The sequence below is a fragment of the Flavobacterium sp. CF136 genome, from assembly GCF_000282055.1.
GTDB lineage: Bacteria > Bacteroidota > Bacteroidia > Flavobacteriales > Flavobacteriaceae > Flavobacterium.
Window position 1 is genome coordinate 25,715 of record NZ_AKJZ01000108.1, and the last position, 9,263, is coordinate 34,977.

Annotated in this window: 5 protein-coding genes; 3 read left to right on the top strand and 2 right to left on the bottom strand. The window is 33.1% G+C overall.

Annotated elements, in window-relative coordinates; all coding sequences use genetic code 11:
* The gene (locus tag PMI10_RS21205) at window positions 1-1,470 is read left to right on the top strand and encodes a flavin-dependent monooxygenase QhpG (RefSeq protein ID WP_007811693.1); all 1,470 of its coding nucleotides are present in this window, start codon (window positions 1-3) and stop codon (window positions 1,468-1,470) included.
* A 115-nt stretch (window positions 1,471-1,585) separates the two neighbouring features.
* Here PMI10_RS21205 and PMI10_RS21210 read toward each other — a convergent pair whose 3' ends face one another.
* On the bottom strand, window positions 1,586-2,038 hold the full coding sequence (locus tag PMI10_RS21210; RefSeq protein ID WP_007811696.1) for a hypothetical protein: 453 nt from the start codon (window positions 2,036-2,038) through the stop codon (window positions 1,586-1,588).
* Window positions 2,039-2,395: 357 nt separating this feature from the next.
* Between PMI10_RS21210 and PMI10_RS21215 the strand changes: the two genes are divergently transcribed.
* Window positions 2,396-3,424 carry a rod shape-determining protein gene (locus tag PMI10_RS21215; protein WP_007811698.1) on the top strand — a complete coding sequence of 343 codons (1,029 nt, stop codon included), beginning with the start codon at window positions 2,396-2,398 and terminating at the stop codon, window positions 3,422-3,424.
* Between the two features lie 501 nt (window positions 3,425-3,925).
* Here PMI10_RS21215 and PMI10_RS21220 read toward each other — a convergent pair.
* Window positions 3,926-4,582, bottom strand: a complete 657-nt coding sequence (locus tag PMI10_RS21220; protein WP_007811700.1) for a T9SS type B sorting domain-containing protein — start codon at window positions 4,580-4,582, stop codon at window positions 3,926-3,928.
* A 915-nt stretch (window positions 4,583-5,497) separates the two neighbouring features.
* Here PMI10_RS21220 and PMI10_RS21225 point away from each other — a divergent pair.
* Window positions 5,498-9,263 (top strand): DUF5977 domain-containing protein (locus PMI10_RS21225; RefSeq protein ID WP_007811701.1); only part of this gene is annotated, 3,766 nt, incomplete at its 3' end.

Below are 9,263 nucleotides of genomic sequence, written 5' to 3' on the forward strand. Positions count from 1 at the left end.
ATGTTACCGGAAATTTTTGACGTATTTATCCTTGGAGCAGGTCCTGCCGGATTATGTGCTGCGATACGCTTATTAGATATGGGATATTCAGTTGGAATGCTGGAACAAGAAGAGTTTCCCAGACCACAAATAGGAGAGTCTCTTTCACCCGGAATTCACAATATTTTTGAATATTTAAATGCAGATCATTTACTGGAAGATTCAATGTATTTGAAAAATATTTCCGCCAGGGTTATTTGGGAGAATGCAGCCAATATATACGATCGTCCCGGCCAAAACAGTGGAGGGATAATTGTTGACAGAAGCAAGCTCGATCAGGAATTACTTAAATTCACTGTTTCTAAAGGATTATATCTTATACAGCCCGGGAAATTAAAGAACTCCATAAGCTCCAAAAAGGGATGGGTATTAGAAATAATAAATGGTTCGACAGAAATTAAAATTAAATCAAAAATAGTATTGGATGCACGGGGTCGTAAAGGGACACTTTTAAATGAAAGAGTCCCAATTGCACCCTCGGCTGTTGCGGTATGGACCCATATAGACAGTAATTCTATTTTTAACGAAGCATTTATTGAAGCTGTTGATGATGGCTGGTTATGGGGATCTCCAGTTTCGGATAACCGTTATCGTATTATGACTTTTACAGATCCAATCACATTAAAAAAGAATAGCGAAACGCATCTTTCAGATTTAGTAAATAAAACAAAATTATTTTCGCCATTTGCCAGCAAAATAAAGAGTAGTCCTATAGAGACTTGTTCCGTTACTTCGTTTGTTAATGAAGATCCCTGGAATAAACAGTTTATAAAAATAGGGGAAGCTGCCTTTACATTAGACCCACTTTCTTCTACCGGTGTAGAAAAGGCAATGCGCTTTTCTTTGCAAGTTGCTATTGCAATAAATACCTATTTGAAAGACCCGGATTCACAACATCCAAAGAATTTCTATGAAGAAAAATTGATAGAATCGGTTGTAAATCATGCACATTGGACAGCTGATTATTATCGTAATGCATGGGCTTACAGTGAAAAATCAGAATTCTGGATGAAAAGAGCCGGCTTTCAACTTGAAATTTCGAAAAATAAAACCGATTTTATACTTAAATTAGAAAAGGAGTTTAATAATAACAGACCTGTATTTGAAAAAAAACAAGCAGAACCAATTCCTGTTGATTATATTTTATATGGACTCTGGAATGAGGAAATTGTTGTTTCTTCTAATGTTACATTTAAAGCTGTTTATGCAATTGATAATGATTACATAGTAATAAAACAAGCACTGATTCATCCTAATTTGGAACAGCCATTAGTTTACCTGGATCAGGTAGAATTATTTTCGTTATTTAAAATGATGAATGGTAAAGCAGTTTCAAGTATTGTAGCAAATTTGAATAAATTTATGGCAATAGAAAGGGCAAAAAAAATACTTGTATTTCTTTTGTCAAATCAACTGCTTGTGGTTGGCTAAAAAATGTATTGAGAACCATTTTAATGAAATTTTTCTTGTTCTCGATACAATTTTCTATCGAAAATCACTCGAACCGACGAAAAATCATCATCAAAAATTAATTTCACCCAACGGGTTAATTAATTCTTATCACGTTAAGAATTTGCCCTTTTGTATTATTTTCTTTTTTAGAATAGTGAATCGAAATCATATCGTTAACTTCAATAGGGAAAGTTGCATTTGCATATGTGATGTCAAATTGTTCATTACCAAAACTTATTATAGTTTCCTCATCTTTTCTTATCTCAGTAACAATTCCTGTAATAACAATTTTAAATTTTGTCATTTCTTGTTGAGTTGAAAGATAATTCTTAGTGAAAATGATATTGCACATAATTACAAATACTGCAAAAATCCAAAAATACAAGGCTCCCCAAAAATAAATAATTAATAAAAGGGGTAATAATAAAATATTCATTTTATAGGAATCAGAAAGTGTCTTGCCTAACTTATTGATATCCTCCTGTGTAAGGGGTAATTCTGTAACCTTGTAAGGTATTGATTTATTTATTTCGACATTTTCACACATGTAAAAGACTGTTTAAGAGATTTATGTGAACATGACCACTAGTGTCAGTCTGTTAAAAAACTTCCATTTTTATTGGTGACAAATATAATAAAGTATTGACGTAAAACAGGTGTTTTTAGGAATGTAACATATCACAGGGATTTCCTGTCATCAGATGATTTTTTCCCTGTTTAGACATGTTATAAGTCCCCAATAACCAGTTTCAATTTACTGATATTTTTGTAAAAGATATAGAGGAGTACTAAGCAGTTAAAAGTTTAGTCAGAATTCCCTTGGCAGGCAATAGGGATTTCATTGATTTTTTTATCTTATAGAGAATAAAACAACAACAATAGCGTTCTTAAACAAAACTATATTATGGGCTTATTTGATTTTATGATAGTGGAAATAGCTATGGATTTGGGGACAGCTAATACTTTAATAATTTACAACGGGAAAATCGTAGTAGACAGCCCTTCTATTGTGGCCAGGGATATTAGAAACGGGAAAATTATCGCAGTAGGTAAAGAGGCGAATTTAATGCAGGGTAAGACACACGAAAATATTAAAACAATCCGTCCGCTTAAAGACGGGGTTATTGCAGATTTTGATGCCTCCGAGAAAATGATCAGCTGGTTTATAAAAAATATACCTGAAGTAAAGAAAAACTTTTTTACTCCTGCATTGCGAATGGTGGTATGTATTCCCAGCGGTATTACCGAGGTAGAAATGAGAGCCGTAAAGGAGTCTTGTGAACGGGTAAATGGGAAAGAAGTATATTTAATTCATGAGCCTATGGCTGCTGCTATTGGAATTGGTTTAGATGTGATGCAACCAAAAGGAAATATCATTGTTGATATAGGAGGAGGAACTACAGAAATTGCGGTTATTGCCTTAGGAGGAATAATTTGTGACAAATCTATTAAAATTGCCGGAGATGTTTTTACAAATGATATATTGTATTACATGAGAACGCATCATAATTTATATATTGGAGAAGCTTCTGCAGAGAGAATAAAAATTGATGTTGGTGCTGCAATGGAAGAACTTGAGGAGGCTCCTGATGATATAACGGTCCGTGGAAGAGATTTGCTTACCGGGAAACCTAAAGAGGTCAGAGTTACTTTTAGGGAAGTTGCAAGATCTTTAGATAAATCTATACAGAGAATTGAGGACGCTATTATGGTAACGCTTTCATTGACACCACCAGAACTTGCTGCCGATATTTATAATACGGGATTGTATCTGGCAGGTGGAGGAGCAATGCTGCGTGGTCTTGATAAAAGGATATCACAGAAGACCGATTTGCCAGTCTATATTGCAGAAGACCCTTTAAGAGCAGTGGTTATAGGTACTGGTATTGTCTTAAAAGACATATCTAAATATAAAAGCGTACTTGTAAAATAAGTTTCTTGACTTTTACAGTCTTATTTGCCGATGCAGAAATCTCTTAAGAGATGAAAACGTTTCCGGCCAAAAACACTATTATCCTTATTGTAGGTCAAGTATTCGGCAGAGAAAGAGGGTTGAAACCTTTATAAAAATCCCAGTAAATACAAGAGTTACGATATATTATTTAAGTTAGGGTCACTTAACATTAAGCGTATTAAATTATTACAATATCAAAGATAGGAAATAAACAATTGTTGCGATAATTATCAACTCAGAAATTAACCACATAAAATGTTTGTTGAATTATATATAGATTATAAGTAAAAAAAACAGAGTATACTGTGAGCTCCTTGGTGCAAAATCTGAACATTATACTAAAAAAAAAACACCTTATTTTTAGCGGTTTTACAGAAGAGATAAAAAAAATGATTTTTTTATCTCTTCAAAGTAAAATGTCCTTAAACTTCTTCCATCTTCTAGTCTAATCGAATACCAATAGTCGGTAGCAGGCATTTGTTACCCAATGTAAGCACCATCCCAACCTTCATTCATGGGACGGATTTCTTTAAGTAATTTTCCATAGCGATCAAAAATTTGAATTGTTATTTTTGCATTAAAAACAGAATTGACCCCTTTTAAATTCCAAGTATCGTTAGAACCGTCCTGATTAGGAGTAAAGAATTTTGGAATCCTTAAAATGGCAGCTTCTTTTGGAATGATGCCACAGCCATTCAGGTCTTTTACATAAACAGTATGAATTCCTGACGGAACATTTTCAAAAATATTATTATTTTGATAGTCGCCAAATTCATTATCCAAAGAAAAAACATAGTCACCTGATCCTGTTGTCAAAACAGTTATGCTGTTTTCTACGGATAAATCAACAATATCGACTTGTACTGTTGCTTTATCGGATGCATTTACGGTAATAGTTCTTGTTCTGGAACACCCAACACTATTAGTGGTTTCTACTTTATAGATACCTTTTTTATTGACTGTTAAATCATACTGATTTTCACCAATAATTAAGCTTCCATCTAATGTCCAAGTGTAGGTATAATTTGTTTTTTGAGTTTCATCTATTAAACCCGCATTGATTGTTTTGGTGAAAGTTGGCAAATCACTGCATACTAATTCGTCTTCCGTTAATAGAATAGTTGGAACTGGATTCACTTATTAAAATCTAATCCTGCCTTGTAACCAAAATACCAAATATTGGCTTCTCCTTGTGCAAATGAATTAAATGAGATAAATAATATAATAAGAAGTATTTTTTTTGTCATGTTTTAAGTTAAGATAGGATAATGGGCTGCTAAGGTATGAAAAATGAAATTCACCGAAATCAAAGTACTTTCATTCATCGCCTTTGATGTTCATAAAGGCAAAAAAATGTGTGTCAAATAAGTTAGAATAGCATTCTATTCTGATAAAATAGTATTATAAAATAGAAATTAATAGAGGTAGGTTTGGTGAAAAATTTACAGGAAAAATACTATTTACAAATCTCTAAAGAATGCTTAAAAATGCACTTTCTTTTTATTACCTTATTTATGTTCCAGGTTTAAATTGTCTTCGGTCAAAATTCAACAAATGACAGATCAATACTTTTGTAATGACATTAAACAATGTTGGTCTATCAAAAGTAAAAACTGCAATAAAGAAGGATTTTTATTATAAATAAAACAGACTTCTTGCTGACCAGTACAAACTTGAAAATGAACTCAATATCAAATATCCTTTTGTACTCATAATGAAGAAACAATGACTAGCAATTTTAAAATTATTATGAGGAATATAAAATTCAAGAAAAACATTTCCGGCTCCATTTGACTGAAGAATTACGAACAATAAATTTAATCTTAAAAAAAGATATGAGCTCAATTCAAAAATTAGTTTTAAGGCCGATAAGGAAAGTCAATAAATAAATTAAGGCTGGAATTTTAAAATTTACCCATAAAGAGGGACAGGATATTTTTATTATAGCTTATCCATGCATCTGTAATTTTTTTTTGTATTAACATTGAATATAAATATTAAAAAATCACACATTAGATTATTATTAAATAAATTAAAACAGTAAATATTTTCATGAAAATTATTAAATTAAGTTTTGTATTTTATTTTTTTTACCAATTAGGGTTTGCACAATCAACCCCTCTTCCCAAAATCCAAAGTCCTAATGCAGCAGCATTAGGGACGTACGGAGACGTTTCCGTCAGTTTGTTTACCGGAACACCTAATATAAGTATACCCTTGTATACGCTTGAAACAGGAACTATAAGTGTTCCATTAAGTTTAAGTTATCATCCAAGCTCAGTGAAACCGGCTCAAAATCCAGGTTGGGTTGGTTTAGGCTGGAACCTGAATTGTAATGGATCAATAACAAGAAGAATTCGGGGGCGGAAAGATGAGTTTTCGAACGAGTCAATGCCTACTGCTCAAAATTATATACCTTTTTTCCCCTGCAGCACAATACAATCAGGAGATTCAGGCAGTGCTGCTATTCAAAATGCAGACTGGTATAATAAAGACTGGCTAATATATAAAAATACCTCTCATAATGGGGATATTAAAAAGTACGATATTAATTCCGATGAATTTTCATTTAATTTTTTAGGACATAGTGGTACTTTTTACTATGACAATGGCAAATGGGTCGTTGCTTCTGACGAGCACATAGTTGTAGAATTTAATAATGATTTTATTTATCCTCTGGAAGTAACAACTATTATTAACAGTTACAATCCTACCACTGGTGTAATTTGTGATGAAGTAGGCCGAACATTTAAAAAATTTACCTTAATTACTGATGATGGTAACAGATATACTTTTGGAGGTGATGATGCATTGGAATTTTCATCAAGTTATGCTCCAGAGCATATTAATTACGCTTGTAGTTCCTGGCTTTTAAAAAAAATAGAAAACTACAAAGGTGAATATGTAAATTTTGAATACAAACGAGATTATATAACTTGTGTATTAGGATACTTTGGAAACGCTGTTTCCTTTGCAGATTTGAGGGATGGTGGTGATTCCGCAGGAAATGTAACCCCACTTGTACAAGATCAGTTAGCCGGTCAATATGTTTTTCCTGTTTATTTGTCGAAAATTGACACAAAAAATCAGACAATCACATTTGATAGTTCTGTAGCAAAAACCCTTAAATACAGTGACAACCAACTTAATCAAAGAATTACGCCTAATCATTCTCTTTTTCTGGTAGATTATAATTTGAACCTGCTCCAGATAAAAAAATTAGATAAAATAACTATTAAAGATGTTTCAAACAATGAGGTGAAACAAATTAATTTTGGATATAACGAAAGTACCACAGAAAGATTTACATTAACCAAATTAAATGAAAACAATAGTAAATTTTATTCTTTTGGATATAATGATGTAGCCGGGATGCCAGGCCTGGATGGTAATAATACGGATCATTGGGGCTTTTTTAACAATATTGATATTTTACAAAGCAGTCTCTCAACTACATTTCAAAAAAAAGAATCTGGTCCAAGTTATATCACCAAAGGCTTAATTACAAGTATTAAATATCCGACAGGAGGTTATACAAAATTTGCGTGGGAACCCCATTATTACTCAAAGGTAGTTTCTCAAAAAAGAGATGCATTGACTGATAAAACGGGTTATGCCGGTGGTTCCAGGATTCTCTCAATTGAGAATTTTGACACTAATGATGTATCACTATCTCAAAAAAAATATTATTACGTCAAAAATTATAATAATATTACAAAATCAAACCTAAGCAGTTTGTCCTCAAGTGGCGTACTTAATGGTATACCTCAATATGATTTTTATATCACAAATCGTCCTACTGTAAATAATTCAACTACCGTCTCATTAACGTTGAGGAACTACAATTCTTTAACTAATTTTGGTTATTCAACGGGATCTCATATCGGGTATGATGAAGTTGTTGAAGTAAATAAAGATGATTCATATAGGAAATATTATTTCACAAATTTTGGTCCGGATTTAAATGGAATTAGTCATTATGACAAAGCTCCTCTTATGACCCTTGGCTGGACTATTGATGATGGACCTTATATACCATCATCATCTTTAGATATTGAAAGAGGTAAAACTATAGGAATACAAGATTATAATTCAGCTGACATCTGTGTAAAAAAAATAAAATCTGTTTTCAGAAATGACAATAATAGATTTGATGATTATGTCAGACAGATAGTAAATTCGGGATCATATAGCGTTTCACAAGGTGATGCCCTGGTTTTTTGTTCTGCTTTAAAAAAATATACTTACAACTACTATCCTATTTCAAATGAAGAAATTATTTATGATATTAATGGTCTAAATCCAATTACCAAATCAACTGAGTACAAGTACAATTTAAAAAATCAAGTTGTTTCTGAAAAAACAATCAACAGTAAAAGCGAAACATTAGAAAACAAAACTTTTTATCCAACTGATTTAATTTCAGGAGTGCAGTCTGTCGCAATGCAGCAGTTAGTAGATGCCAACAGGATTAATTTTCCTGTAACGACTCAGGTTTTAACCGCAAATCAAAAAATAAGCGAACAGACTACAAAGTTTACAACAGATGCTGTAAAAACAAGTGGTTTACTTTTGCCTACAGCAACATATTCATTAAAAGGTACAGGAACTATAGATATACAAAAATCAGATGACAGGAAAGTAACCTATGATCTATATGATAGTAACGGTAATCTTAATCAGTATACTCCTGAAGGGGGTACACCTGTATCAATCATCTGGGGATATAATAAAACCCAGCCAATTGCCAAAATAGAAAATACCACCTATAATACAGTGGAAACTTATGTTGCTAATTTGCAAACCTTATCAGATACAGGTACCGAAACCAATTTATTGATTGCATTAAACAGTCTGCGTGCTAATCTGCCAAATGCCATAGTTACCACATATACCTACAGGCCACTAATAGGAATAAGTACTATAACCGATTCTAAAGGTGTAATTACTTATTATGAATATGATAGTTATAAGAGATTAGCATTTATAAAAGACCAGGATTTTAATGTTTTACAAAGATATTGTTATAATTACTTTGGACAGCAAACAAATTGTACAACAGTTTTCAGTCCTATAACTACATATACAAATATTGCGAAGAATGCTGTTTTTACTAAACAGGCTTGTGCGGCTGGCTCAGTAGGGTCATCCTGCGTATATTCAGTTCCGGCAGGTACTTATTCTTCAACTGTCTCACAAGCAGATGCAGATACTCAGGCAGCAAATGAAATAACCGGGAATGGTCAAAATTTTGCTAATGCTAATGGTACTTGTATTGCAGTACCGCCAATGCCAACAGGACTGACTCTCACTAGTGCTACAGCCACATCAGTAAACTTCTCATGGAGTGCTGTTACTGGAGCTGACAACTACAAAATTTATAAAAATGGCATTTATGTGAGTACTATAACTGCGACCACAGGTTCCTTATCCGGATTAACAGCCTCAACAACTTATAATGTCCAGGTGTTGGCATCTAATGTAGCAGGAGATAGTGTTTTATGTACTGCTGTATCGATGAGTACATTGGTCACAGCACCGACAGGATTAACTTTTACAAGTGCTACGGCAGCAGTTGTAAACTTTTCCTGGACAGCTGTTGCAGGAGCTACCACTTACAAAATATATAAAAATGGAGTTTATAAAAGTACTGTGACAGCAACCACGGGTTCTTTATCAGGGTTAACAGCCTCAACTGCTTATAACGTTCAGGTTCTAGCCTCTAATACCTTAGGAGATGGTGTTTTATGCACAGCCGTATCGATGACTACAGCACCGGCAGCACCGACAGGATTAGCTTTCACTAGCGCTACGGCGT

What these genes read in the sequence shown, in the direction of transcription:
- PMI10_RS21205 (WP_007811693.1), top strand. Translation starts at nt 1, where the DNA reads ATGTTACCGGAAATTTTTGACGTATTTATCCTTGGAGCAGGTCCTGCC.
- PMI10_RS21210 (WP_007811696.1), bottom strand. Translation starts at nt 2,038, where the DNA reads ATGTGTGAAAATGTCGAAATAAATAAATCAATACCTTACAAGGTTACA.
- PMI10_RS21215 (WP_007811698.1), top strand. Translation starts at nt 2,396, where the DNA reads ATGGGCTTATTTGATTTTATGATAGTGGAAATAGCTATGGATTTGGGG.